Annotated in this window: 18 protein-coding genes; 11 read left to right on the top strand and 7 right to left on the bottom strand. The window is 62.0% G+C overall.

Annotation, left to right across the window (positions count from 1 at the left end):
- The first annotated feature begins 52 nt into the window (after positions 1 to 52).
- From R3F07_15765 to R3F07_15755, 3 genes are all read left to right on the top strand, one after another.
- Positions 53 to 1,435, top strand: a complete 1,383-nt coding sequence (locus R3F07_15765; protein MEZ5277838.1) for a glycoside hydrolase family 27 protein — start codon at positions 53 to 55, stop codon at positions 1,433 to 1,435.
- Between the two features lie 177 nt (positions 1,436 to 1,612).
- Complete coding sequence (locus R3F07_15760) at positions 1,613 to 1,870, top strand: Arc family DNA-binding protein (GenBank protein ID MEZ5277837.1); 258 nt, start codon at positions 1,613 to 1,615, stop codon at positions 1,868 to 1,870.
- Positions 1,867 to 2,247, top strand: coding sequence for a type II toxin-antitoxin system VapC family toxin (locus tag R3F07_15755; protein ID MEZ5277836.1), 381 nt, complete (start codon positions 1,867 to 1,869; stop codon positions 2,245 to 2,247). Before R3F07_15760 ends, R3F07_15755 begins: the two co-directional genes overlap by 4 nt.
- 171 nt (positions 2,248 to 2,418) lie before the next feature.
- Here the strand turns inward: R3F07_15755 and R3F07_15750 are convergent, their stop codons facing one another.
- The 6 genes from R3F07_15750 to R3F07_15725 form a co-directional block, all read right to left on the bottom strand.
- Positions 2,419 to 3,834 (bottom strand): sulfatase, encoded by a 1,416-nt coding sequence (locus R3F07_15750; GenBank protein MEZ5277835.1) that lies wholly within the window; start codon positions 3,832 to 3,834, stop codon positions 2,419 to 2,421.
- Positions 3,835 to 3,849: 15 nt separating this feature from the next.
- Positions 3,850 to 5,418 (bottom strand): sulfatase-like hydrolase/transferase, encoded by a 1,569-nt coding sequence (locus tag R3F07_15745; protein ID MEZ5277834.1) that lies wholly within the window; start codon positions 5,416 to 5,418, stop codon positions 3,850 to 3,852.
- Between the two features lie 164 nt (positions 5,419 to 5,582).
- The gene (locus tag R3F07_15740) at positions 5,583 to 7,142 is read right to left on the bottom strand and encodes a glycosyltransferase family 39 protein (GenBank protein ID MEZ5277833.1); all 1,560 of its coding nucleotides are present in this window, start codon (positions 7,140 to 7,142) and stop codon (positions 5,583 to 5,585) included.
- A complete protein-coding gene (locus tag R3F07_15735) occupies positions 7,139 to 8,764 on the bottom strand; it encodes a peptide ABC transporter substrate-binding protein (protein MEZ5277832.1) in 1,626 nt (541 codons plus the stop codon). Before R3F07_15735 ends, R3F07_15740 begins: the two co-directional genes overlap by 4 nt.
- A gap of 252 nt (positions 8,765 to 9,016) precedes the next feature.
- A complete protein-coding gene (locus tag R3F07_15730) occupies positions 9,017 to 9,226 on the bottom strand; it encodes a hypothetical protein (protein MEZ5277831.1) in 210 nt (69 codons plus the stop codon).
- Positions 9,227 to 9,230: 4 nt separating this feature from the next.
- Positions 9,231 to 10,205 (bottom strand): DUF4097 family beta strand repeat-containing protein, encoded by a 975-nt coding sequence (locus R3F07_15725; protein ID MEZ5277830.1) that lies wholly within the window; start codon positions 10,203 to 10,205, stop codon positions 9,231 to 9,233.
- 484 nt (positions 10,206 to 10,689) lie between these two features.
- Here R3F07_15725 and R3F07_15720 point away from each other — a divergent pair, with 484 nt between their 5' ends.
- The 3 genes from R3F07_15720 to R3F07_15710 all read left to right on the top strand — a co-directional run bounded on the left by R3F07_15720 (position 10,690) and on the right by R3F07_15710 (position 15,630).
- On the top strand, positions 10,690 to 12,999 hold the full coding sequence (locus tag R3F07_15720) for a hypothetical protein (protein ID MEZ5277829.1): 2,310 nt from the start codon (positions 10,690 to 10,692) through the stop codon (positions 12,997 to 12,999).
- Positions 13,000 to 13,127: 128 nt separating this feature from the next.
- Positions 13,128 to 13,430, top strand: a complete 303-nt coding sequence (locus tag R3F07_15715) for a hypothetical protein (GenBank protein MEZ5277828.1) — start codon at positions 13,128 to 13,130, stop codon at positions 13,428 to 13,430.
- 61 nt (positions 13,431 to 13,491) lie between these two features.
- Positions 13,492 to 15,630, top strand: coding sequence for a DUF5060 domain-containing protein (locus R3F07_15710; protein ID MEZ5277827.1), 2,139 nt, complete (start codon positions 13,492 to 13,494; stop codon positions 15,628 to 15,630).
- A gap of 8 nt (positions 15,631 to 15,638) precedes the next feature.
- Here R3F07_15710 and R3F07_15705 read toward each other — a convergent pair whose 3' ends face one another.
- Positions 15,639 to 17,138: a sulfatase-like hydrolase/transferase gene (locus tag R3F07_15705; protein MEZ5277826.1), complete on the bottom strand. Its 1,500-nt coding sequence runs from the start codon at positions 17,136 to 17,138 to the stop codon at positions 15,639 to 15,641.
- 198 nt (positions 17,139 to 17,336) lie between these two features.
- Between R3F07_15705 and R3F07_15700 the strand changes: the two genes are divergently transcribed.
- The 5 genes from R3F07_15700 to R3F07_15680 all read left to right on the top strand — a co-directional run bounded on the left by R3F07_15700 (position 17,337) and on the right by R3F07_15680 (position 24,710).
- Entirely contained in the window at positions 17,337 to 17,849 is a 513-nt protein-coding gene (locus R3F07_15700; GenBank protein MEZ5277825.1) for an NAD(P)H-dependent oxidoreductase subunit E, read from the top strand.
- Positions 17,846 to 19,807: an NADH-ubiquinone oxidoreductase-F iron-sulfur binding region domain-containing protein gene (locus R3F07_15695; protein MEZ5277824.1), complete on the top strand. Its 1,962-nt coding sequence runs from the start codon at positions 17,846 to 17,848 to the stop codon at positions 19,805 to 19,807. Before R3F07_15700 ends, R3F07_15695 begins: the two co-directional genes overlap by 4 nt.
- 19 nt (positions 19,808 to 19,826) lie before the next feature.
- Complete coding sequence (locus tag R3F07_15690; protein MEZ5277823.1) at positions 19,827 to 21,590, top strand: NADH-dependent [FeFe] hydrogenase, group A6; 1,764 nt, start codon at positions 19,827 to 19,829, stop codon at positions 21,588 to 21,590.
- A gap of 64 nt (positions 21,591 to 21,654) precedes the next feature.
- The gene (locus R3F07_15685) at positions 21,655 to 22,581 is read left to right on the top strand and encodes an EamA family transporter (GenBank protein ID MEZ5277822.1); all 927 of its coding nucleotides are present in this window, start codon (positions 21,655 to 21,657) and stop codon (positions 22,579 to 22,581) included.
- Positions 22,578 to 24,710 carry a TonB-dependent receptor gene (locus tag R3F07_15680; protein ID MEZ5277821.1) on the top strand — a complete coding sequence of 711 codons (2,133 nt, stop codon included), beginning with the start codon at positions 22,578 to 22,580 and terminating at the stop codon, positions 24,708 to 24,710. Before R3F07_15685 ends, R3F07_15680 begins: the two co-directional genes overlap by 4 nt.

Here is a 24,710-nt window from a genome sequence, read left to right as displayed (position 1 = left end):
GCGGGGCCGGCGATGATCCGACTCCCTTGATCCATGGAGTATCGGACGCTTCATGCCGCACAAATCCAGCCACTCCGCACGTCAGCGTCTCTGCGCGAGAGCCATCAATCTCAAGATCACCATGCACACTGATTTCGCCCCCAAACCACCCCTCGGCTGGAACAGCTACGATTGTTTCGGCTCGGATGTCACTGAAGCGGAGATCCGCGAGAATGCCGCCTTCATGGCCGAGCACCTCAAGCCGGCCGGCTGGGAATACGTGGTGGTCGATTTCTGCTGGTCGCATCCGGCGCCGGGGGCCTGTGCCAACCCGCATATCGGCAAGGGCATGCAGCCGCTGCTGCATGTCGATCTCCACGGGCGCCTGATCCCGGCACCCAATCGGTTTCCATCCTCGGTCGGTGGAGCCGGCTTCAAGCCGCTGGCGGATCATGTGCATGGTCTCGGGCTCAAGTTCGGCATTCACCTCATGCGGGGCATACCCAGGCAGGTGACCGGCGATTACTTCCAGATCGAGGGCAGTGAGTACACCACCCATGACGTAGGGACCGGTCTGGTGGAATGTGTGTGGCTCGACCATATGGAGACGGTCAATACCAGGCATCCCGCCGGACAGGCCTACTATGATTCCTGCTTCCGGCTCTATGCCTCATGGGGCGTGGATTTCGTCAAGGTCGACGATATCCTGGCGGACGGGACCGACCGCGGAATGGGTCCCTACCACGGGAGCGAAATCGATGCCATCCGCGCGGCCATTGACAACTGCGGGCGTCCGATCGTGCTCAGCCTTTCGCCGGGTGACGCACCGGTCGCCTCGACCGAGCACCTGCGCAACAACGCAAACATGTGGCGGATGTCGGCGGATTTCTGGGACGATTGGCCGAAGCTCAAGCGGATGTTCTCCCTCTGCGCGCGGTGGTGGCGATACCGTCAACCCGGCGCCTGGCCCGATGCCGACATGTTGCCGCTCGGGCGGATCTGCAAGCGCGGACCGAAGCGGCCGGAACGGGATTCCCGGTTCACCCCGGATGAAGCCCGCACCATGCTCTCGCTCTGGGCCATCTTCCGTTCCCCGCTCATGATGGGTGGTCACCTGCCGGAGACGGATGCGGCCACCCTGGCCCTCCTCACCAATCGGGAGGTTCTTGAGGTCAACCAGGACTGTGTCGGCGGCAAACCTCTCCCCGGGACCGATCCGACCCTGCCGGTCTGGGTCTCCGAGTATCCGAATCGTGGTGACAAAGTGATCGCTCTCTTCAATCTGCGGGACGTCGAAGCCGAAAACGCGGTCTCCCTGGCCTCGATCGGGATCAGCTCCGGCGCCAGAGCACGGGACCTCTGGGCGGGCCAGGATCTGGAGCCGCTGACCGGGATCACCCTGAGCCGGAAGCTGCCGCCGCACGGCTCATTGCTGTTGCGGGTGACCCGGGGTTGAGAACGAACGGCGGGGGGATCCGATATGGTCAGTCCAGGTATCCATGATTTCTGAGGAGCCAGTAACGGGGTGTCGCCAGAGATTACATGGGGTGGTCAGGCGGACGAAGACGTCCTCCCATTCGCCGCCTCTGCGCTGATCGCTTGACGCAACCAAATTGGTTGCTAGGGTTGGTTCGTGTCTTCGATAACCATCAAGAAGCTTCCGGAGCAATTGCACCGTGATTACAAGAGGCGGGCGCGGGCGAACCACCGTAGCTTGCAGGCCGAGATCATACGTACTCTGGAAGAGGCCATCGGGCTGCAGAAAGTGAGCGAGCCGCTCACGGTCGACTCGGTCGCGGGCATGCTGAATCCGAAGCGGAAAGGGATTTCAGTGGAGGCGATGCGTGCCGCCGTCGACGAGGAGTTCAAGAGCCGCTGGCAGCGATCATGACTGCGGATACAAATGTCGTCGTGCGCTTGTTGGTAGAGGATGCGCCGAATGAATCCGCGCGGGCCAAGCGTTTGTTCGAGGCGGGGGCGGTCTTTATTCCGGACACGGTGTTCATGGAGACGGAGTGGGTTCTGCGGGCGGCCTACGGGTGTAGGGCGGATGAGATTGCCGACGCATTCCGAAGCCTGTTGCGGCTGGAGACCGTTCGGGTTGCCGACCGGACGAAGATGGTGTCGGCCATCGATCATTTTTCTGCCGGCTTGGATTTTGCGGATGCACTTCACTTCGTTTGTGGGGACGGCGAAGGCATGAAAACCTTCGACAGAATGTTCATCAAGCGCGGTCAACGCCGTGGACTGGCCGTATCCGCTCCCTGATCGACGTGGTTCGAGCCATCCGCTTCAACCGTCTGCATCGGGAATGCGGGTATCTGGTTGAGGGGTGTTACCGGACCTTGTTCATCGAATACAGGGCTCCATCTGTAGGGGTCATTGCTTGACTCTTGACAAAGGGACCTCCCCATTTGTCAAGAGTCAAGCAATGACCCCTTAACCCCTTCGACCGCCGAGGTTGCGGGCCCAGGTTTTCGGGACGTATTGGCGGAGGCGTTCCTTGACCGCCTGGTAGTCGGGGTCGTTGGCCAGGTTGCGGAATTCGTCGGGGTCGGCCTGGTGGTCGTAGAGTTCCTCCGTATGGTCCGGGTAGCGGATATAGCGGAAGCGTTCGTCACGGGCTGAGAAGTAGCCTTCGCCGTAGGTGGTGAGGGCGGGGTGGTCCCAGGTCGCAGTCGGGTTCTCGAGGAGCGGGCGGAGGCTCTGGCCTTCGAGTTCCTGAGGGGGCGGCTGGAGCCCGCAGAGATCGACCAGGGTGGGAAAGAAGTCGATCGCGTTGACCGGACGGGTGGATGTGGTGCCGGCATTGCGCCGGCCAGGCATGCGGATGGCCAGAGGGGTTTGGGCGGCGGCTTCCCAGAGTGTGCATTTCTCGAAGTGATCCTTCTCGCCCATGTGGAAACCATTGTCGGACCAGAAGATCACAATCGTGTTCTTGCCGTAGGGCGAGACGTCGAGGGCTTCGATGACCCGACCGGCGGACCAGTCGGCGAAGGCGGTGGCGGCGAGGTAGCCATGCATGAGTCGGCGCCAGCGTTCCGGATGGTCTTTGCCGCTGTTCAGCCAGCGTTTGCCCCAGATCCCGGAGATCGACATGCCTTCCTGGGGGACATCCTCCAAGTCGCCCTCGAGGTAGGCGGGAGGGGGCACCTGGATCTCGTCGGGGTCAAAGAGATCGAAGAAGCGTTTTGGAGCGGTGAAAGGGGTGTGGGGCCGCCAGAGACCGACCATCATGAAGAAGGGCTTATCGTGTTCCTTTTCGAGAAACTCGATGGCGGCGTTGGTATTGACCACATCGGGGAAGTCGGTGTCGGGTCCGGTCCACTCATGAGCGCCCCAGAATCTGTCTCCTTCGATGGCTGCTTCCTCCGGCACAAACGGACCGAAGCCGCCGCCATGGGGCGGGTAGTTGTCCCAGGCCGCGCGTTCCCGGTTGTCGGGCCACCTGGCGTGCTGGAGTTTGCCGGCGCCCCAAGTAGTGTATCCGTTTCTTCGAAACGTTTCCGGGAGCGATTCCAGTGGGGTGAAGATCGGGTTTTCCCAGAACGGCGCATCGCCCTGGGCTCCGTTCCAGTATTGGCCGGTCGAGTGCGGGTAGCGTCCGGTCAGCATGGAGGCCCGGGACGGGGCGCAGGCCGGTGCGGCGCAGTAGGCGAGATCGAAAGTGACCGCGGTATTCCTGAAGTCGTCCATATGCGGCATCCGCGCCTGCGGGTGCGTCCCGTAGAAGGCGTAGCTGTTGAGGTCGTCGGCCACGATCAGGACGACGTTGGGCGGCTGGGAGACGGAGGCGTGAGACAGGGAAGCCAGGCCGGCGACAAGGATGAGGAGGTTTTTGCCGACTGGATGCATGGTCGGGCGAAAGGACTACTGGAGGGTGAGGTCGAGGATGGTCAGCAATTCCGCCTCTTCGTCGGCCCATTCGGGTTTGCCGGCAAGATTGCGGATTTCTTCCGGGTCGTTGTCCATGTCGTAGACCTCGAGTTCGGGCTCGGTTTTTCCGTAGCGGATGAGCTTGAACCGATGGGTCCGGACCATGTTGCAATCGACATCGCGGTAAGTGGTCAGCGCTGGACGGACCAAGGTTGTTCCCGGTTGATCGAGGAGCACGTTCAGGTCGGTGCCGATATTGCGGGGATCGGGGATTTCCAGTCCGGCCAGGGCGGCGACGGTCGGGTAGATGTCCGTCAGGGAAACCGGTTGGTCGCAGCGGGTGCCGGCCGTTTCCGGTCTTGCGGGATCAGCGATGATGAAGTTGCTCAGGGCGCCGTCATCCCAGAGGGTGAACTTGGTTTCCCGGACTTTTTCGCCGAGGTGGTAGCCGTGGTCACTCCATAGAATGACCACGGTGTTTTCGCCGTAGGGACCATGCTCAAGGCCGTCGAGGAGTCGGCCGACCGCGCGATCCGCCACTGCGCAGCTCGCGAAATAATGGGTCAGCATGTCCTTCCATCCGGCCAGGTCGCCGTCCGGCCCACCGTACTCTTTGCCCAGATTGAGGATATCGACGAAGCGCTCGGTATCGAGAACCGGGTCGCCGTTCTCGAATTTGACCCCGGTCCATTTCAGGCTGGTCGGCGGGAGATCGTCACAATCCTGCATGAATTCGGTCAGGAGTTCACGGGTGATGGTCATTTCCTCGGCTGGAAACAGGTCGAGGAGATCTTTGGTTGCGTAAAAGGGGAGGTGCGGGCGGAAGATCCCGCAGGCGAGGAAGAAGGGCCTGTCTTCCGGCAGTTGAAAAACGGTTCCTTCATTGGTGGCCTGTCCGTCTTCGAGGACCCGGGCGATGAAATCGGCTTTCCTGAAGTCGTTGGTCGACCGGTGGGAGGCACCGTCATCGCCTTCCTGTCCCCAGGCCAGGCTCCTGGGGCTCCAGGGTGATCGTTGATTGCGGCCGGCGTCCCCTTTCACAAGGGTCCAGTCGGTCCAGGAACGATGCCCGTCGGAGTCTTCGAAGTCCTGGCCGGAGTGGTAGATCTTTCCGGTTGAAGCGGTGTACCAGCCATTGGCTTTGAGCAGCTCGGGCAGAGTGACTGCATCGGCCAGTGGCCTCTCGCCATTGAATTCCCAGTCCCTGAAGAAGACGGCGTTGGCGTTGTCGGCGAGACCGGAGACATGGGGTCGGACACCCGTCATGAGAGCGGCCCGCGATGGGTTACAGGCCGGTGCGGCGCAGTAGGCCTTCATGAAGGTGACGCCGCGGTTGGCCAGACGCTGGATATTCGGCGTCATTCGGGCGGCGACCGCCTTGCGGAGAACCGGATCCGGATAGACGTGCTGGAGAAAATTGCCGGGCTCTTCGGAATAGAGCGAGCCGATCGGTTTCAGGTCATCGATCGCGATGAAGAGAACGTTGGGAACCTCGGCTCGATCAGCGGCCGGGAGCAGGTTGGTCAGGGCGAGGGAACAGAGGGCAACGGTGATTCGGTTCATCGCGGGGAGGCGCAGGAGCTTTACTGTAGTCAGGGGCAGCCTGGAGGCCTGATCCAGGATGACCAATGAGGACTTTGCTGGACTGTAAAGTGGAGTCGTGAAGGGGTCTGGCCGCTTTTCCTGTATGATTCGGCCCAATCGTATAGAAAAAGCGGCCAGACCCCTTACGGCTGGAGCTCGAAGATGGAGACACGTCCGAAGTCGGCGCGGTGGATCCAATTTCCGGGAACCCGTTTCACGAGGACCGCGTTCTCGTCACGTTCGAAGGGGAAGAGGGTGGCGAAGACGCGGCGTTCCCGGGTCAGGGCGGGGGCGATTTCCGCCTGCCATCGCTCCGGATCCATCATGTCCCAGCGCAGAATGGGATTGGGCAGTTCATTGAACACGCTGCCGCTGGTTTGCATGCAGAGGATGACATCGCCGGGATCGGTGTGTTCGGCCAGCCATGCGGCGGAATCGGCGTATTGCGCTTCCTCGAGGTGGAACTGGTGAACAAAGAGGTTTCGACTCGTCTGGTGCCCGATGAGGATCGCGATGATGCTCAAGCCGAACGGCACCCACTTGAGGGCCAAGGGTCCCGGGTGTAAGGTGTCGGGACCCTTGGCCGCAGGAGAGGACAGCAGCCTTTGGCCCTGTTCCTGGAGCTGAGACCAGACATGGGAACCCAGAATGATGACCGCCGGAAAGACCGGGAGGATGAAGCGCAGAGACCACCAGTATTCGCTGGCGAAATAGTAGGATGAGTAGAAGAGGAGGTAGCTCAGGACGAGGACTGCGGGTGCGAGCAGGATCGGGAGGTTGCGCCGGATGACGAACGGAGAGGCGAGGAATCCGAACAGCGCCATCGGAGTAATCAGGGTCAACCCCTGGTGGAAGAAGAACCCGAGTGCGGGCGGGATCCGTTCCAGTTCAAAGAAGGCACGGAAATCTCCGTAGCCGGTGGTCAGTGCCCGGTCGTAGAGTCTGAGATTGATCCAGATCTGGAAGACGGCTCCCGGGAGTCCCCCAAGGACGATGGTCCAGCTCTGAATCAGTCGGCGGGGATTTTGCAGGAGATAGACCACGACCGGGAGGAAGAGCAGGATATTGGCCGGTCGGCTGAGGACACCGAACGCGAGGAGGGCTCCGAGAAAAACACCGTTCCAGGGACTGCGGTCGAATCGCAGAAGAACGATGAGTGCGGACGTGGCGACAACGAGGGTTTCGACATCGGTCATCGGAAGGTAGGCGTGCATCTGAAAGACCGCCGAGGTGGTCAGGCAGATCGCACAGAAGGCGGCCCATTCTGCAGGCAACCCGGTCCGGCGCGCCAGTTTCCAGGTGAGGAGGGGAGCGGCCAGACCCAGAAGAACAAGGACGGCCAGGGTTCCACCGCGGCTGGCGAAGACAGCCTGGAATGGAGCCAGTAGGAGAGGGAACCCGATGGGGTAGGTGGGAACGAGGTTCAGGCTGTCCGGGTCGGCCCGGAAGCCGAGAGGCGCGAAGCCATTGAGGGGGACGGCATTTTCGGGCACCTCGGGGATGGGCCGAAGGTCGCCCTGAAGGCGACCTTGGAGCAGCAGCCGCGCATTGTTCATATACCCGCTGCTGTCGGCCCCTCCGGCGACGGGCGAGGCATTGAGAAAAAGCGCCACGGTCCAGGCGGCAAGAGTCAGCCCGAACAGGACGAAGGTTGCCCGGCGGTGTTGGGCCAGGAGGAATCGGGTAAACGTCCTGAGACTCACTCGGAGAGTTTGAGGTGGATGTACTTGAAGGGGTGGTTGTCCAGGACGGTCGGATACCAACCCCTGACGCTTGGATCCAGAAGGTAGTTGCTGGTGTAGTGGTAGATCGGGATGATGGGCAGCTCATCGATCAGGATCTGCTCCATGCGCTCGTAGATGGCGAAGCGGGCCTCAGGATCGGCTGTCTCGAGAGCGGTCCGTCGAAGCCGGTCGTATTCGGGATTGGACCAGCCGGTATCATTGTTGCCCCCACCGGTCACGAAGATCTCCAGGAAGGTGTTGGGATCGACATAGTCGGCCTGCCAGCCGCTGCGGCTCAGGCTGAAGTCAAGATTATCCTGGGAGTCGAGATAGACTTTCCATTCCTGGTTGAGGAGGCGGACCTCGATGCCGAGATTGGTCTTCCACATCTGTTGCAGGGTCTCGGCGATGGTGCGGTGCCCCTCGGAGGTGTTGTAGAGGATCTCGATTGGGGTGAGGCCTTTTCCGCCGGGATAGCCGGCTTCGGCCAGCAATCGGCGGGCATCCTCGAGGGAGCCCTGGAGGCGGGCCATGGGATGGTAATTGGGGAAACCGGGCGGGGTGAAGTTATAGGCGGGTGTCTGACCACCCCGAAGGACGTTCCTGACCAGACTTTCCCGATCGATGGCCAGGGCGAGAGCGCGGCGGATGCGGACGTCATCAAGGGGGGCGCGGGTGACGTTGCAGCGGTAGAAATAGACGCTGAGAAGCGGGTCGATGTGGAGGACGCCGGGGTTGTCCCGCCGGTAGACGTCGAGCTTGGAGAGTGGGACGGTGGAGGTGCGGTGCAGTTGTCCGGTCCGGAACATCCTTTCCTCGGTGTCGGCGCTTTCGACCGGGTAGAAGTGGATTTCATTCAGACGGACGCGATCTCGATCCCAGTAGAGGGGATTCTTCTCCACGATGATCTTCTGGTTCGGCCTCCAGGACTTCAGTCGGAACGGTCCGTTGCCCACGTAGTTTTCCGGACGGGTCCAGTCGGTTCCTTTGCGGTCGAGTCCGCCGAAGCGTTCGACGACCTTGATCGGCACGGGCCACCAGGAATAGTGGCTGGCAAGGATGTTCAGGAAATAGGGGGTCGGGCTGCGCAGGCGGACCTGAAAGGTATGCGGATCGATCGCCTTGAGCCCGACTTCCGCAAAGTCGGTGATCTCGCCGTGGTAGTAGGACTCGGCATTCTCCACGTAGTCGTAGATCATGTTGGCGTATTCGGAGGCCAGTGACGGAGTAAGGATCCGCTTGTAGGAAAGCAGGAAGTCTTCGGCGGTGACCGGGTCGCCATTGGTCCAGACGGCGTTGTCGCGAAGATGGAAGGTATAGGTCAGCTGGTCGTCCGAGATCTCCCAACTCTCGGCCACGCCGGGCTCGGGGCTGAGGTCGACCGGGTTTTCCATGACCAGGCCCTCAATGAGGGACATGACGACCTTGTGCTCGGGCACTCCGGTGATGACCTGGTGGTCGATGTCCTGCACTTCGGTGCCGTTCCCGAAATGGAGGATGCCCGCGGCATTTGCCTTTTCGATTTTCGAAGTGGACCTGGCGCAACCGGCGACGAACAGCGCGAGGGAGAGGGCGAGAAGGACGAGTAAAGATCGGATCATGGAAAACAGAACGGGTCGGTTAACCTGTTGTCTGTTTACCGGAACGGGTCAAGCGGGAGGAAAGAAGCCAGGCGGGAATGGCAATGATAGGGGGTATTCAGGAGGAATCACGAGATGTAGTCGCGGCAGTCTCTTGCCGCGTTTCCCCGTCGAAACGCCCCAAGAGACTGGGGCGGCTACACCAGACAAATCCACGAACAAGGAATTCCAGTTCTGAGTCGACGAAACGGTCTAGCGTTGGAGGGCTTCCCTCTAGGTTGCGGGGCGCCAGCCGAGGAGTCGGGCGGGCAGGGTGACGATCGCAGTCAGGGTGGCAAAGAGTCCGTGCAGGCAGATGCCGACGAGCCGGAAGGGCAGTGAAAGGAGCCAGAGGAAGGGCAAAGCGACCAGGGCGAGGAGGGCGACCGGCCAGCAGAGGACGAACAGGCCGCACCAGAGGATGAAGGCAAGGAAGGTGCTCATTGTTTCAGGCCTCGCCGCTGCGTTTGATGTGGATGTTGCCGCCGCTGGTCTGGAGTTTCAGGTCTGGCCCGCCCCCGTTGATCGGTCCGGACAGCTTGTTCCGTTTCTTGGGGTCGGGTTGTGCGTCGGGGAATTCGGAATGCACGCTACCGCCCGAGGTCGAAGCTTCGAGATCGACGGCGGCATTGGCCGGCAGGGTCACGTTGACGCTGCCGCCTGAGGTTGAGAGGGAGCAGGGCTGGGTCGGGTTGGTCTTGAAAGTGGCGCTGACCGAGCCCCCGCTGGTATGGCCATTGATATTGCCGTTGTGGTCCCGCACGGTAATGGAACCTCCGCTGGTCTTGACCATGAGATCACCCGATCCGTTTTCCGTGGTGATGGAGCCGCCGCTGGTGTGCGCGTCGGTCGTGCCGTGGCAATCGTTGATGCGGATGGACCCGCCCGAGGTGTGGATATTCGTGTCTCCGGTCAGGTTGATCAACCGGATGGAGCCACCTGACGTGTCGGCGCGGGTCTTCCCCTTCAGATTGGTCACGGCGATATCTCCTCCGGAAGTCTTGAGCTCGAGATTGAAATCGACTGGCACGACGATTTCGTAGGTGGCTTCTTCGCGGGGCTTCTTCCGGAACCAGCTGAAACCCCAGCTGTCTCCCTTTTCTCCTTTTCGGGTGATGGTCACGGAATTGCCGGATGTCTCGATTTCGACGGGATTTCCGGCGAGAAAGGCCTCCTCCTTTTCCTTTGAGGATGCCTTGATCACCCGGTCGATCTTGATGACGACACCGGAGCCGGCCTCGCCGGTCACATTGATTCGACCATTCTCTACCTTGACGACGAGCGTGCCTCCGGGGGCGATGTCCAAGGTCCGGTTGATGGATTCGTTGGTGGCGGCCTGGGTTTGCATGACGGTGAAGATGAGGAAAGCAATGGTGGCGGCGAGCCAGTGGGTGGGTCGGACGTTGGGGGTCTGGTGTTTCATGGCGGATCGATTTGAGTTCGCGATTCTCCGTAGGAGTCTTTCTTTCTGGAATACACGCCCTGCGGCCCGAAAGTTGCAGGTTTTTACGGTTGAATGGGATTTTCGATAAGCCGTTCCGGGCCGCGGGGCCGTGCAAGTCAGCCACGCACGGAGAAATCTCCTCCGGGTCGATGAGGTCGGCGTCCAGCCCCTCGATGACGGCCGCTGCACGGTTGGCTTGAGGCAACCGGTAGGGACGGCCGGCAGCGGCCGGACTCCCTTGGATCGGGTCATGGGCATGGTCGGAATCAGATTCGGAATAGTAGTCGGATTTCCTCGGACGGGCAACTCATGAATGGTGAACACCGGTTGCCGTGGAACGGTTCTCATTTCTGTGGGAACCCATCTCATTCCACCGTTGCCCTTCATTGCGCTACGATGGACATTGGTGCGGAGTTTTGTCTCCAAGGATGGCCGCATTCTCTGAACAACCCGGATATGGACGATGACGATGCAAGCAATTGACCTGAGTGGCGGATGGACCCTTCGGTTTGGCGCACAGCAGAAGCCGGCTTCCCGGATGGCGGAACCGGAAGTGCCGGAATCCTGGGAGCCGATCCCGGCCTGCGTTCCCGGGAACGTGGAACTCGATCTGATCCGTTCGGGTTTGCTGCCGGAGGAACTGGAGAAGGGCCACACGATCTACCGGCTGCGGGACCTCGAAGCGAATCAGTGGTGGTATTCCCGGACATTTGACGTGCCGGAAGCGATCGCCGCGGCGCGAAGCGAGCTGGTTCTGGAAGGCGTGGACACCCTCGCCACCGTCTGGCTCAACGGGGTGAAGATCGGCGACCTTGAGAATATGCTGATCCCGCACCGGCTCGAAGCGAGCGGTCTTCTTCGGCCGGGCGGGAATACCCTGGTGATCGGGATTGATTCGACCGTGCTGGCGGCGCGGGACCGTCCGATTGATCCGGGCGAATTCGCGATGGAGAACAATTGGGAATCGCTGGGAATTCGCAAAGCCGCCCACAGCTTTGGATGGGACATCATGCCGCGGGTGGTCTCGGCAGGCATCTGGCGTGGTGTGTCGATCCAGGTGATCCCGGCAACCCGTTTTCGAAGCGTCTATCTGGCGACGACTTCGGTCGATGCGTCCCGCCGCGCTGCGCAGTTGCTGGTCCGGTGGGACCTCGCCGCGGCGGATTGGCCGGGCGACGACGGGTCGGTGCGGTTGACGGTCGCGACTCTGGACGGAAAGAAAACCGTGTGCGACCGGCGCTTTCCGGTCCTGAGCGGGCACGGCCGGATCCTCTGCGACCTGGAAGATATCGACCTATGGTGGCCGCGAGGCTCGGGCGAGGCCAATCTCTACGCCGTCCGTTTGGAGCTTCTCGACGGGCAGGACAATGTCCGCACGGCGTGGATGGCCCGTCATGGTTTTCGGACGGTCAGGTTGAAAATGACGGAGACGACGGACGCCGCTGGATCCGGGGAATTCGCTTTCGAGGTCAATGGTGAGAAAATCTTCATCAAGGGAACGAACTGGGTGCCGCTGGATGCGTTGCACAGCCGCGACGCCAACCGGCTGGAGGAGACGATGGACATGATCGTCGACCTGAACTGCAATATGATCCGGTGTTGGGGCGGCAATGTCTACGAACCGGAGGCCTTCTTCCGGCGATGCGATGAGGCGGGAATCATGGTCTGGCAGGATTTCGCGTTTGCCTGTGCCCTTTATCCCCAGACGCCGGAGTTTCATGTGAGGGTGCGGAAGGAGGCGGAAGCCATCATCCCGATGCTGCGCAACCACCCCTCACTGGTTCTCTGGGCGGGCAACAACGAGATCGACGTCTTCTACACCTTTGCCAAGCCACACTGTGATCCGAATGTGGATGATCAGATCTCGAGGGAGATCCTCGCCTCGGCCTGCCGCCGACTGGATCCATGTCGTGACTACCTCCCGAGTTCACCCTATATCAGTGCCAAACTCTGGAGCATGGGTACGCCTCATGAAAGGCGTCCGGAGGATCACCTCTGGGGGCCTCGCGACGATTTCAAGGGGAACTACTATCTGTCATCCAATGCGCATTTCGCCAGTGAGATCGGCTACCATGGGTGTCCGTCGCGTTCATCGCTGGAGCGGATGATGACCCCCGGGAACCTCTGGCCCTGGCAGGGCAATGAGGAATGGCTCACCCATGCGGCTCGTCCCCAGCCCCGCGGAACGGCCTACAACTACCGCATCGAGCTGATGGCCAATCAGATCAAGGTGCTTTTCGGCGAGGTGCCGGAGAATCTGGACGATTTCGTCTTCGCCTCCCAGGTCTCCCAGGCCGAGGCGTTGAAGTTCTTCGTCGAGCGTTTCCGGATCGCCAAGGGGCGTCGTTCCGGGATCCTCTGGTGGAATCTGCGCGATGGTTGGCCCCTGATCTCGGATGCGGTCGTCGACTATTACGGCGCACGAAAACGGGCTTATGAGGTGATCCGGCGGGTGCAGGCGGATATCTGCGTGATGTTCGATGAACCGGCGGCGGGGGCCCAGGCGGTGGTGGCGGTGAACGACACGCTGCGACCCGCGCCCCTGGAGTTCACGATCCGGGACGGCGATGCCGTTGTGCTCTCCGGTTCGGCCTCGATCGAGTCCAATGGCCGCAAGGTCCTGGGAAGGGTCCCCGCCTGCGCCCACCGGCAGTGGATTGAAATCGAATACCGGACGGGCGGACGGGTTTTTCGCAATCACTATCTGGCGGGCCCCAGACCGTTCGAGGTGAAGACCCTTCGCGCCTGGTATGCGCGGGCGGGCCTGGACTAGAGGCTGTTATGCACTTTGGATTCATGGTCACATTCGCAAGTCATTGCTGGTCTGGTGTAGCCACTTCGCTGTGTCGAAGTGTTCCCTTGCCTCGAGAACGCCGACACAGCGGCGTTGCTCCCCCATCCATGCGCCCGCCGGTCCTGTTGATCTTCATGACATTTCATGATGAGTGCGCGCCCATGCTGCGCGGCATCGCTCAGTACACGCGGACCCACCAGCAATGGGCAGCCTTTCTCGACGACGAGGGTCGGGCGGAACGTGATCCCTACTGGTTGCTCAGCAAGCAGTGGCGCGGGGTCATCAGCCGGCACACGACGCCGGCATTGGTCGAAAACTGCCGGAAACTCGGGATCCCGCTGGTTGATGTCAACGATGTGCCCAAATTCCCGGGTGTGCCGGTCGGTCGTTCGGGGCAACGATTCTCATGAGAGGTGGGCGGAATCTCATTCCAAGGATCGGCGGTTCGGCGTAGAGTCTTCCTTCTCTCTCATGCACTCTCGATACTTCTTTGACTGGCTGTCGGGCGGAATCCGTTCCGGATGGGGTTGGCGGGTTGCCTGTCTTGGCCTGTCCGTGCACCTATCTGTCATGGCCGCTCCGGTTGAGTTTTCATTCTCCGTTCCCTCGACGGACGGTAATCCCTTCGCCCGCGAGGTTTGGGCGACAGTGCGCCATCCATCGGGGCGGGACATGCGGGCCCCCGCCTTCTTTCGGGAGGACGATCGCTTCAGTGTGCGTATTCGCGGCGACGAAGCGGGATCCTATCGTCTTTGTTCCATCGAAGAAGACCTCACGGATGGTTCCGTTGTTGTCCATCCGCTGGCCGGGATTGAGCCGACCGGCGGGGTCATCGAAGTGGTGTCGCCCGAGGTGCTTTCACAGGTGCGGATCGCCCCTTGGGATCCCCGGTCCTTTTCCCGTGGGGACGGCAGCGCTTATGTTCCACTTGGAGGCAATATCCCGTGGGCTCCGGGCGGTCGTGAAGTCACGGAGTATTATAACGAGCGCCTGAAGCAGTTCGGGGTTTCGGGACTGAACTGGGCGCGGATCTGGATGGTCCATTTTGGCGGCACGAATCTGGACTGGCTGCGTGATCCCAACGGGTCGCAGCCGGCGCCGGGGCAACTGGACGTCGATGTGGCGAAACGTTGGGACGCCATCATCGCGTCGGCGGAAGCGTCCCATGTCTACGTTCAGATTGTCTTGCAGCATCACGGCCAGTACAGCACGGAAACCAATCCCAACTGGGAGGAGAATCCCTGGAATGCCGGCCTGCCGGGAGGCTTTCTGGAAAAACCGGCCGACTTCTTCAGGTCGGAGGACGCCCGTCGGCTGACGCGGCAGAAGTACCGCTACATCGTGGCGCGTTGGGGCTATTCACCGGCGGTGATGGCATGGGAACTCTTCAACGAAGTTCATTGGGTTGATGCGCTCCGTTTCGAGAGCGATGAAGTTGCCGTGGCGGCCTGGCATGCCGAAATGGCGGACTTTATTCGATCGGTCGATGTCTACCGTCATCTCGTGACGACGAGCATGGAGGACCTCTGGAGCCCGGTTTTTGCCCGGATGGATTTCCTTCAGCCGCATATTTATGCGGTGAACATGCTCGAGAATATGCGTTACGTGGATCCGGTCTATCAGGATCTGTCGAAGCCGGTCTTCTACGGCGAGTTCGGCGATGACCATATGCGGGTGTCGGATGAACAGAAGCGCGCCGGGCTGACCGTGGTTCCCCCGATCTGGGCGGGGATCATGGGACGGCTTCACCTGCCCCCTCAGCCCTGGTTTGTCGAGTTGCTGATCGAAACCGGGAATTTCGGGCAATTGGCATCGGTGGCCCGGTTTCTGGATGAGACCCGGATTGCGGAACGTGAAGGGCTCGAGCCGTTTTCACCCTCCGTGGAGAGTCCGGACCGCATGCCCTTCGTCATCGCCCCCGGGTTTGTCTGGATGCATCGGCCCGCTCCGACCATTGAGATCCCGATCGACGGAAGCGTGCCGGTCGAAATGGCGCTGGTCCCGGGTATCCTGGTGGGTGTGCCCCGGCCGCTCGGAATAGGTTTTCCCGGCGAGGCGACTTATCAGATTGATTTTCCGCAGGCCGTTACGGTGGCGGTTCACCTGCATTTGGACGAGCGGCTTCACCATTATCGACCGGAAGGTACGACCGCCGAGGTCTTGCTCAACGATCGGGTGGTGGCCGGGCACACCTGGTTTGCGAAGGGCAGCGGAAGCGAAGCGGCGCAATCGGTCGATCTCCGCTTCGAGGTGGCCGCCGGACCTCAGACGATCCGGATACGCAACGCGGCAGGTCGGGACTGGTTTGCGTTCAACGGCATGGATACCGGGCTTGAAGTCGCGAGGATCGCGGCGGTCGGAAAGCGAGGCGATGATTTCATCGCGCTGTGGGTCTGGCATCGGGAGCGGGTTTTCGCCCTGGAAGCAGGTGATACCGCGGTGGGCACACTCCTGCTGGAGGACGTCCCGGAAGGATTGTGGACGGTGCAGTGGTGGGATACCGAGCAGGGAACCCCGGTCACGACAGACCAGCTTGAGCATGGCGGCGGGACGCTACGCCTGCCCACGCCTCCCGTCATGAGGCATGCCGCGGTCGTTCTGACGCGGTAGGCTCCGCCTTAGTCGGTGTATCCCGGTATGCTCTGATCGGCCCAGGGATGGTCCTGGTAGATGAGACCGCTGTCGGGATTTGCGGGAAGGGATTTCCGGGGATAGGGAACCCAACCTCTCGCATCGACGGCATCGGATTGCCCCCCCTGGCGCAGGTGCGTCTGCAAGGTGTCGCGCAGGGAGTCGGCGACGCGGGTGGACGGCCAGTCCGGTGGAAGAGAGATGCCGGTGAGGTTCTTTGTTTCCAACGGATCCCGCCGGCGGTCGAGCAGGAACTCGGCCTGATCGGGGGCGCTGTAGGCGAATTTCCACCGCCGGTTGATTGCGGCGTAGATGCCGTCATTCCTGTTGTTCAGGTGGGTGAAGATTGTCCGGTCGGCTGGGGGAGCGGCCGCCAGATCCACCAGGTTTTCGCCTTCAAGCTGATGGGTCTTGAGCGGGGCTTGGGCAAGATCGCTGAAAGTGCGGGTCAGGTCGATCAGACTGACGGGAGTGTCGCAGGTTGCCCCGGCCGGGAGGCAGCCGGGATGGCGGAGGATCATCGGCACCCGGGAGGCGGCGTCGTGGTAGCTGCGTTTGCCCACGGAACCGAAGTCGCCGAGAAGCTCGCCGTGATCGGAGGAGAAGGCGATGAGGGTATTCTCCAGCTGGCCGGTGGTTTCGAGGGCCTCCAGCATCCGGCCAACCTGATAATCGATGAAGCTGATACAGGCGAAGTAATAGGCGCGCATCATCCGGATGCGCCAGAGATCGCTGCCGCGGTCGAAGCGCTTGTAGCGGTTCTGGATCCGGTTGATGTGGATCTGCAGGGACTCGTAGCCGGGGGGCAGGTGAGGTGGCGGAACATCAAGGTCCCGGTAGAGTTTGTGCCAGGGATTCGGCGGGCAGAAGGGCGGGTGCGGGTGGATGATGCCGGAATAGAGGAACCAGGGCTGGTCATCGCCCCGCCGGTCCTGAATGAAGGACACCGCCCGGTCGCCCACCCATTGGGTGGGGTGGTGGATGGCCGGCATCTGGGCCGGCTGGGGCATGTAATACATGTCACCCCGGATGCCGTTGGGATCGGTCACGTGCCTGAATCCGTTTGCCCAGAGGTACTGCAGGTAATCGTCCTTTTCCGTCATACCGGACAGTTCCTCCTGGGTTTCCCGCGACTGAAACCCGTGGGGCTCGTAGGTCACTTCACCGGGACTGAAGTGGCACTTGCCGATGCCGTGGGTCCGGTAGCCGGACTCGGTCAGTGCATCGAAGAGGGTCTGCTTCTCGGCGAACGGGAATGGGTCACGGTTGGAGAAGCAACCGGTGCTCGAAGGGTATTGACCGAAGGTCAGGCAACACCGCGCGGGAACGCATTCCGGGGACGGGGTGTAGGCGGAAGTAAATGCGGTGCCTTCATGAACAAGCCGGTCCAGGTTGGGTGTCCGGATAAAGGGGTTGCCGAGTGCTCCGATCGTGTCGAAGCGCTGCTGGTCGGTGAAGATGAGAAGGATATTGGGGCGGGCGGACATGGCGATCAATGAAGCGGTCGTCGGACTCTTGATGAGGATACTCGAAAGATCGAACGGATTCAGTCCGGATATTACAGCGGATTCTGATAAGTTATGCTTTATTCATGTCGACACAGTATTAGTTTTGAGTATTGAGCAGACTGGGCTTCAGCAGCCCTCACGCCGGACCCGGTTCATATTCGAGGAGAAGCGCATTCTATGACAACGGCATCGTTGCATTATCCGATAACCGATCCCGAGGCCGCCAAAGTGGAGGTGTCGAGGTATGTCGACAAGTGGAGGGACCAGGAGGGAAACCTCATCATGATCCTCCACGCGATCCAGGACGAGCACGGGTATGTTCCACGGGAGATCTCGATGGCACTGGCCCGGGAACTGGGCGTCAATCTCGCCCGGATCTACGAGGTCATCACCTTCTATCACTATTTCAAGCTGGTCCCGCCGGGGAAGCACAATGTGGCCGTCTGCATCGGCACGGCCTGTTACCTGAAAGGGTCGGCCAATGTGCTGGCGGAGATGGAAACCTGTCTGGGTATCCGGGAAGGCGAGACGACGGAGAATCGCGAATTTCATCTGGAAACCGTCCGTTGCATCGGTTGCTGCGGCATGTCGCCGGCCATGACGGTTGACGGCAAGACCCATGGTCGTGTCCGCAGTGCGGATGTGGCCGCGATTGTGGAGGCGGCGCGGAAGAAGGAGGAGAACCCATGAATCGTTTTGAGAACGGCAAGGCATTGGCTGACTATCGTTCCCGGAAAAAGCCGGCTCCCGATGAGATCAGGGTGGGCCTGGACACCGGAGGGATCGCTGCGGGCGCGGGCGAGGTTTTTTCGATCTTGAAGGAGGAAGTGGCCAAGGCGGGTCTCGAATTGCCGGTCAAGCGGACGGGCTCGAAAGGGATCGTCTTTGCGGACCCGGTGGTGGTGGTGACCTCCAGGGACGGGCCGGAGATCACCTATGGCGCGGTCGACGAGACGGTGGCCCGAAGGATCATCACCGGCCACCTGGTGGGCGGTTGCCTGATCGACGATCACCTTATCGCCACCCGCCAGCGGGGCCTCACGCTCGACGGGGGGCCGACGACGGCGATTCTGATCAAGGACACCAGCATGGAAGACGGAGACCGGACCAAGTTCTTCCAGGCGTCATTCGAGCAGGAAATGCACCTTTCCAACCTCAGTTCCGGGGTTCCGATTCACCGGGCGCTCGACATGGGAATCTATGATCGAGGGCTCTGCGTCCAGCTTCTTCCCTCCGGGGTGACCTATGCCAATGTGCTTTCGCCGGACATCCGCCGAATCATCTCGGAAAGCCTGCTGGCCGGCAGGGTGGTGGACGAGTTGCTGGTGCGGGATCCCGATCCCCAGGTCCGGATTGTCCTGCGTCGTTGCGGCGAGTTGGATCCGGAGAGTCTGGATGACAGTCTGGCCCACGGCGCCTATGCCGCCCTGGAAACGGTTCTGGGTGGAAAGTCGCCCGAGGACGTCATCAAGATCATGGAAGAGAGCGGCCTGAGGGGCCGGGGCGGTGCCGGTTTCCCGACGTGGCGCAAATGGCAACTGACCCGAGAGGTCGAGGCGGAACGCCGCTTCGTCATCTGCAATGGAGACGAGGGAGATCCCGGCGCCTTCATGGATCGAAGCGTGTTGGAGGGCGATCCCCACGGCGTGCTTGAAGGCCTCATCCTGGCCGGTTACTGCGTCGGTGCCTCCAAGGGCTACTTCTACATCCGGGCCGAATACCCTCTCGCAGTGGCGCGGGTGCGGCGGGCGATCGAGGAGGCGAGATCGGCGGGGCTTTTGGGGGAGAACATACTCGGCTCGGGATTCAGTTTTGAGGCCGATGTACGTCTGGGAGCGGGTGCCTTCGTCTGCGGCGAGGAGACGGCGCTGATCGCCTCGATCGAGGGGTTGCGCGGGAGTCCCGTTCCGCGGCCGCCTTATCCTTCGGTCCAGGGTCTCTGGGGCATGCCGACGGCGATCAACAATGTCGAAACCCTCGCGGCAGTCGGAGCGATTGTCGAACACGGCGGGCCGTGGTATGCGGCCTACGGCACCGGGAAATCCCGAGGCACGAAGGTCTTCGCGGTCACCGGCAAGGTAAAGCATTCCCAATTGGTGGAGATCCCGATGGGGGTCACCCTCCGCACCATCATCTACGACATCTGTGGCGGGCTCCTCGATGACGAGGACATCAAGGCGGTCCAGACCGGCGGACCTTCGGGCGGAGTCATACCCGAGAAGCTTCTGGATACCGAAGTCAGCTACGAGAGCCTGAGTGAGCTGGGCTCGATCATGGGCTCGGGCGGCATGCTGGTCATGGACAAGTACGACAGCATGGTGGACGTGGCGCGGTTCTACCTGAAATTCTGCGTCGACGAGTCCTGCGGAAAATGTGCGCCGTGCCGGGTCGGCGGGTTCCAGATGCTTCAGCTGCTCGAGACGATCTTTCGCGGACGGGGCAAGTTGGAAGACCTGGATGCCCTTCGCCGGATCTGCCGTGCCATGCAGACCGCCTCGCTCTGCGGATTGGGACAGACCGCACCGAATCCGGTCCTCTCGACCCTGCGGTATTTTGAAGATGAATACCTCGCTTTCATCGAGGGAGGATCGGCCTACGCACGGGAGATGAAGAAGAAACTGGCGGAAGTCGGCAGGAAGGCGGGATGAGGTTTGTGAAAGGACAATCATGATACAACGAATGATCCGGGCCACGATCAACGGAATCGCAGTCAGCGTGCCGGCCGGGACGACCATTTTCGAAGCGGCCCGCGGCGTGCAGACCAAGGTGCCGACTCTCTGTCGGCATGAGGACCTGCACCCGATCGGAGCCTGCGGCCTCTGCGTGGTCAAGGTCGCGGGGAGCAGGAAGATGCCCCGCGCCTGCACCACGCCGATTGAGGAGGGCATGGACATCACGACCCACGACGGCGAGCTGCACGAGATCCGCCGGACGGTCCTGGAGCTGATACTTTCCAATCACCCCAACGAATGCCAGACCTGCGGCCGCAACGGAGATTGCGAGTTGCAGACCCTGGCGGGTGAGTTTGGCATCCGCGAAGAGGGATTCAAACGAATCGTCCGGGAGGCCCCGGTCGACAGGTCGAACGGATCGATCGTCATCGACTTTACCAAGTGCATCAAGTGCGGTCGTTGTGTGCAGGTCTGCCAGGAGGTGCAGGACGTCTGGGCCTTGTCCTTTCTGCAGCGCGGGATCAACACCCGGATGGCTCCGGCCGGCGACATCCTGCTGGCGGATTCCCCCTGCATCAAGTGCGGGCAATGTGCGGCCCACTGTCCGACCGGTGCGATCGTCGAGAACGATGAGACGTCGACGGTCTGGGCGGCGCTCCGCGATCCCGGCAAGGTCTGCACCGTGCAGATCGCCCCGAGTGTCCGGGTGGCGCTGGGAGAGGAATTCGGCTATCCTCCCGGGACCAACCTGACCAGGAAGATCTACTCGGCGCTCCGGCGGCTGGGATTCAAGGCGGTCTTTGACACCAACTTCTCGGCCGACCTTACCATCATGGAAGAGGCCAGTGAGTTCGTTCAGCGGTTTGCCAAGGGCAGGGGACCGCTGCCCCTGATCACGAGCTGCTGTCCGGCCTGGACCGACTACATGGAGAAATTCCACCATGACTTCGTGGACAATTTTTCCACCGCGAAGAGTCCGCAGCAGATGCTCGGTGTCATGGCCAAGACCTACTACAGCGAGCAGATCGGGATTGATCCCGCCGCGCATTACCAAGTCTCGATCATGCCGTGCACGGCCAAGAAGTACGAGCTGGAGCGGACTTCCGAGATGTTTGCCTCCGGCTACAAGGATGTCGACGTCGCCTTGACCACCCGCGAACTCGCCCGGATGATCAAGCAGGCCGGGATCGAGTTCACGACTCTGCCCGGCGGCGAGCCGGATTCGATTCTGGGCAGCTACAGCGGTGCCGGAACCATTTTCGGGGCCACCGGCGGCGTGATGGAGGCGGCGCTGCGAACCGGCTACTACATGATCACCGGTGAGAATATGCCGGATGAAGCGATCAATATCCAACCGGTCCGGGGTCTGAAAGGGGTGAAGGAAGCCGAGCTGGAGATTGCCGGTCACAAGATCCGTGTCGCGGTCGCTCACGGCATGGCCAACGTGGGCAAGGTGCTCAACCGTGTGCGTGAGGCCCGTGCTGCCGGAGAGGAACTGCCCTACCACTTCATTGAAGTGATGGCCTGCCCGGGCGGGTGCATCGGAGGCGGTGGTCAACCCTATGGGGTGAGTGATGAGATCCGACGGCAGCGGATGGCGGGCCTCTATGAGGACGACCGCGACCAGAAGAGGCGCTGTTCGCATGACAATCCCGAGATCAAGCGAATCTACACGGAGTTTCTGGGCGAACCGCTCAGTGAGCGCGCCCACCACCTTCTGCATACCACCTATGACCGTAAGCAGGTCTACCTCAAGTAGACCGCGACCTGATTCTCATGGACCCGTAGTTCGATAATCGCCTGCCGCAGGCGACCCCGAAGCCATGCTACCCACTCTGTTGTCGACGTTACTCTTTGCGCTGACTGCGGTCTTTGCGACTCAGGCGGCGGTAATGCTTGGAGGAGTCCGGGCCAATCTCGGGCGCCTGCTGGTCGCGGTGGTCCTTCTCGCGATCTGGGCGCATGTCTGGGGCAACGGGTGGGGAGGTGGCCAGTTTGGACGGTTTTTTCTGGCCGGGGCGATTGGATTCGGGTTGGGGGGGCTCTGCATGTTCCAGGCATTTCCGCGAATCGGCTCGACCCTCAGCCTGCTGGTGGTGGAATGCGCTGCGGCCGTTTCGACCGCCGGTCTCTCCTGGTGGTATCTCGGGGCGTCGCTCACTCCCTTGCAGATGGTCTTCGGGTTGGTTTCGATCGGGGGCGTTCTGGTCGGCCTGGCGCCCTTTCGATTGCCGGACCTTCCCCGACGCACCCTGATCGCGGGAGCCGCTTTTGCCGTCGTGGCGTCGGTTGGCCAGGGAATCAGCTGGACCCTGAGCAAGAGTGCGTTTCTCAGGATTGAGGCGGCGGGAGACACCTTGGAGCCGTTGTCCGCGGCTTATCAGCGGCTGCTTGGGGGAGTGACGGTGGCGTTGGTTGCCGCCGTCCTGGCCTGGGCCGTTCGAGTGGGACGACGCGGACTTCCGGACGAGGGGCCCACCGGCGCCGCCCCGGGGTCGTGGTCGGCTCGGGCGGGATCCTGGGTGGTGGCCAATGCACTGGCGGGACCGGTCTTTGGCGTCGGATGTCTGCTCTGGGCCATTCGCGAAGTCGGCAACCCGGGTATTGTCCAAGCCGTGGTCGCGACGGCCACGCTGGTCTCCGTGCCGATGGCGCGCCGGCTCGAGGTCCGGAGACTGCGCGCGAACTATTTCCTGGGGGCGGGCCTGAGCATCCTGGGCACGGCCGGCCTCATCCTCCTCGGACGATGAAGCGCTGGATCCCGATCCTTTTGCTGATCCTGGCCCCCGCCTTCTCCGCGGCGGTCGATGAGGAGACGGTCTACGGTGTGTATTCATTGCCAGGATACGAAGTGGACGACGCGGTCGAAGGGGTGCCTCTGGACGGGTGGTCCTTCGGGTCCGCGTCCCTCTCCGGCAAGGATGGATCCGGGCTGGAAGCGGTCACCATGCCGCGCGCCCTCATTATCCTGCCCGGGTTGGAAATGAGCCGCCGGGGGGCCGCCACCCTCGAACCGGTGGTCCGCGGTCTGGGGGGCGAGCGGGTGGCCACCTTCTTCAACGGCCTCCGACTTCCGGGAGGTTCGCCAACCCATCTTGCGCCGATCGGCTTTTTCTTCCCGGGGTCGGTGGCGGACGTTTCGGTGACTCGGGCTTTCCCCTCGGTCACCGGGGGCACGGTAACCACGAGCGGACGGATTGATCTCGAAGGTCCGGGGTCGGGGGAATCCGGCACCCCGGGACGTCTGGCGGCATCGGCCCGGTCCGGTTGGGAAGGGGGTAACCTGGCGGCCTCCGGAGAAGCCAGGGTGGCGGAGGGGTGTCGGGTTTCCGGAGCGGCCAGTGGGGCCTGGTTCGGGGATTACCGGACCGGCGGTGACGATTGGGTGGACGCGGACTTCCGAATGAGCGGGCTGGCCGGAACGGTTGTCTGGAACGGTCCGGTCGGAGGTTCCACCGCTCTCAGTGTCATGGGCAGTCACCAATTCCTGACCCGGAACGCCTCGTTGCCGCTCGACATGAAGGACACTTCGATGTTTGTGCTGACCCTGGAAACGTCCTGGGAGGCGGCGGGGGTCACCTGGGCGGGGCGGTTGGGTTATGCCGTCACACGTCCGTACCTGACGAGCGAGGATCGGCCGATTATGGCGGGTTCTCCGATCCGGCTGGTGACGGCGCGGTCCGAGGCGAAGAGCCTGGGGGGGCGCTTCTCGGGCACCGTGGCGATGGGCGGATCGGGACAGTTCGAGATGGGGTTGGACCTGAGCCGCCAGGTGCGCGACTCGACCCGAGTGCGCTCGCTGGTTTCGGGGGCGGAGTATCGCGATCGCATTTGGCCGGAACTTGAGACGACCGATCTGGGGGCGTTTGCCGAAGTCCGGTGGAATGAGCCGGAGGGCTGGCGATTGGTGGGCGGAGTGCGGTTGGACCGGGCTTGGAGCGATGCTCTTGCGGCAGACGATCCGGTGGAAGCACTGCCGGGAGCCCGAGGGGCGACCATCCGCGAGAACTATGGAGGATTCAACGGGCCTGAGGCCGAGATCACGGCCCGGGACGATTGGGCCGGGGCCGCCTCGATCACCCTGGAGGTGCCGGTATCCGCCGGTTCGTCCGAACTGACAGGCCACGCCGGTATCGGCATGGTGCGGGCGGCCCCGGGGGAGGGCGATCGTTACCGGGCCTTTCTCAATGCGCTGGGTGGAGGGATGGAGGTGGGCAATCCCTCCCTGGGCGCTGAGACCCGATGGGAGGCGGATCTGGGGGTGCGGATGGAAGGAGACGGCTGGCGATTGGATGCCGGGGGGTTCCTGGCCAGGGTGGACGGGTTTATTCAGCGCGAGGCAATCGCTTCAGGTCCCCTCGTCTACGGGTTCAGAAACCGGGATGTGGCCCTGACCGGGCTTGAGTTGATCTCGGAATGGACACCGGGCTGGCTGGCGCGCTGGGGGATGGGGCTCGACGGATCATTTGCCTTTGTTCGCGGGCGGGATCGCGCGACTTCAGTCGGTTTGCCGGAAATCCCTCCCTGGGATATCCGCGCGGGATTTACCTGGAAGAGCCAGAACAGGCTCCCTCGGGTCCTTCTGAGAATGGAGACCCGGATCGTCGGCGCCCGGACGAATCCGGATCCTGAAGCGATGCCCCTCTACCGGGATACGGAGGATTTCGACCTCTGGAATCTGAGATCGGTTGTCGAGGCGGGTCGGGGTTGGCAGGTCGAGCTCTCAATTGAGAATCTCTTCGATCGACGTTACCATGAATACCTGCAGGCTCCCGTGGCGGACGGGGCGCTCGGTCCGTCGAGTGGCACCTTGAACCCGGGGGATTCCATTCCGGGTATGGGGAGGCAGTTCATCCTCTCGGTCCGGAAGGTCTTCTGA

This window comes from Opitutaceae bacterium, from assembly GCA_041395105.1.
Lineage (GTDB): Bacteria > Verrucomicrobiota > Verrucomicrobiia > Opitutales > Opitutaceae > B12-G4.
Note: the sequence above shows the minus strand (reverse complement) of the source record. Positions and strands in the feature narration are given on the sequence as shown.

Coding starts and splice junctions, on each gene's coding strand:
- R3F07_15765 (MEZ5277838.1), top strand. CDS start 53: ATGCCGCACAAATCCAGCCACTCCGCACGTCAGCGTCTCTGCGCGAGA.
- R3F07_15755 (MEZ5277836.1), top strand. CDS start 1,867: ATGACTGCGGATACAAATGTCGTCGTGCGCTTGTTGGTAGAGGATGCG.
- R3F07_15750 (MEZ5277835.1), bottom strand. CDS start 3,834: ATGCATCCAGTCGGCAAAAACCTCCTCATCCTTGTCGCCGGCCTGGCT.
- R3F07_15745 (MEZ5277834.1), bottom strand. CDS start 5,418: ATGAACCGAATCACCGTTGCCCTCTGTTCCCTCGCCCTGACCAACCTG.
- R3F07_15735 (MEZ5277832.1), bottom strand. CDS start 8,764: ATGATCCGATCTTTACTCGTCCTTCTCGCCCTCTCCCTCGCGCTGTTC.
- R3F07_15730 (MEZ5277831.1), bottom strand. CDS start 9,226: ATGAGCACCTTCCTTGCCTTCATCCTCTGGTGCGGCCTGTTCGTCCTC.
- R3F07_15725 (MEZ5277830.1), bottom strand. CDS start 10,205: ATGAAACACCAGACCCCCAACGTCCGACCCACCCACTGGCTCGCCGCC.
- R3F07_15720 (MEZ5277829.1), top strand. CDS start 10,690: ATGACGATGCAAGCAATTGACCTGAGTGGCGGATGGACCCTTCGGTTT.
- R3F07_15715 (MEZ5277828.1), top strand. CDS start 13,128: ATGCGCCCGCCGGTCCTGTTGATCTTCATGACATTTCATGATGAGTGC.
- R3F07_15710 (MEZ5277827.1), top strand. CDS start 13,492: ATGCACTCTCGATACTTCTTTGACTGGCTGTCGGGCGGAATCCGTTCC.
- R3F07_15705 (MEZ5277826.1), bottom strand. CDS start 17,138: ATGTCCGCCCGCCCCAATATCCTTCTCATCTTCACCGACCAGCAGCGC.
- R3F07_15700 (MEZ5277825.1), top strand. CDS start 17,337: ATGACAACGGCATCGTTGCATTATCCGATAACCGATCCCGAGGCCGCC.
- R3F07_15695 (MEZ5277824.1), top strand. CDS start 17,846: ATGAATCGTTTTGAGAACGGCAAGGCATTGGCTGACTATCGTTCCCGG.
- R3F07_15690 (MEZ5277823.1), top strand. CDS start 19,827: ATGATACAACGAATGATCCGGGCCACGATCAACGGAATCGCAGTCAGC.
- R3F07_15685 (MEZ5277822.1), top strand. CDS start 21,655: ATGCTACCCACTCTGTTGTCGACGTTACTCTTTGCGCTGACTGCGGTC.
- R3F07_15680 (MEZ5277821.1), top strand. CDS start 22,578: ATGAAGCGCTGGATCCCGATCCTTTTGCTGATCCTGGCCCCCGCCTTC.